The organism is Bartonella sp. AA56HLJMS, assembly GCF_042197145.1.
GTDB lineage: Bacteria > Pseudomonadota > Alphaproteobacteria > Rhizobiales > Rhizobiaceae > Bartonella.
Map to the genome: position 1 here is coordinate 1 of NZ_JBHIRL010000087.1, position 1,043 is coordinate 1,043.

Consider the following 1,043-nt stretch of genomic DNA (forward strand, 5'->3'; position numbering starts at 1 on the left):
CTATCTCTGATAAACGCAATGGAGAGAGAATGAGTTGAATCTGATAGGCTTTATCCGGCGTGGGATAAAGATGTAATTTCCTATCAAAATAACTGTAACAAACCGGCGTTCCTTGCTGCTCTGATGATAACAAAGGCTCTAAAGAAACATGGTCCTTACACTCCAATGCAAACTTATGATGTTGATCAGAGCTTAGATAAACGTTTTTTATTTTAACAGCTGTTTCAATAGGGCGGGTAGTGCTTGCATCATAAACACCTTGTCCCGCCCGTGTCTCAAACACCACATCACGGCTTTCGTTAAAGTAAAAGGTCTCCCGTTCACAAAAACGAATAGCTGCAAAAATGCTTTCTTGGATTTGTTGAACATACTCATCGGCTATGTCATCAATCTCATCTTGAATGACCGACACTAAGTGCGAAAGTGTTCTCTTATGACGATAAACATCTCGCTTTACTGGTATCGGTCCTCCGGTTTTAACCCGAATATAATGACGTGTCATCAAAATACCTCTCAGTGATTAGTCACAAATTCAACGACTATACTTGCTTGACCAGCTTGTACTGTTTTGTCCGCTTTAGCATAGAGAGTGACCTCTTCATCATAAGGGACAAATTCCTTCTGATTGGTGGGCTTAACCTCTTTTACTGCCTGTTGTTTGATTTCCGCTTCACCAAACTCAGTCCCTCCAGCAGTGCTGCCTATTTTGACCTTTGTGTCCGAAAATGCTGTCTTAACAAACACTTTAATTGAAGTAATCAAAGCACCACGAGGTAGCGTACCTATTCTCATAGCGTTTTCTTTATCTTCATAGCTAAAATTAAGCCGCAAAAAGCTTACCTGCTGGGTATGAAGATTTCTCCCTTGCAAGGGCTGTGGTAAATAATCTGCCATGTCTTATCCCCTCAATGATTTGTTACGAATTGCACAACCACAACACACTCACCAGCCGCAGTTGTTTTATCCCGTGTTGCATAAAGGGTCATCTCCTTATCATCTGCAACAAAAGACTTTTGATCTGTTGGCGTAAAATCTTGCGTGCC

Annotated in this window: 2 protein-coding genes; both read right to left on the reverse strand. The window is 41.3% G+C overall.

Going from position 1 to position 1,043, the window contains the following annotated elements; all coding sequences use genetic code 11:
- Positions 1–502, reverse strand: a 502-nt coding sequence (locus ACFINI_RS09980; RefSeq protein WP_375648045.1) for a hypothetical protein, incomplete at its 3' end; no start/stop codon positions are given.
- Positions 503–513: 11 nt separating this feature from the next.
- Positions 514–894, reverse strand: coding sequence for a hypothetical protein (locus ACFINI_RS09985; protein ID WP_375611028.1), 381 nt, complete (start codon positions 892–894; stop codon positions 514–516).
- Positions 895–1,043 lie beyond the last annotated feature (149 nt).

Bases quoted from the DNA above. Each gene is read 5' to 3' on its own strand.
- ACFINI_RS09985 (WP_375611028.1), bottom strand. From the start codon at position 894: ATGGCAGATTATTTACCACAGCCCTTGCAAGGGAGAAATCTTCATACC.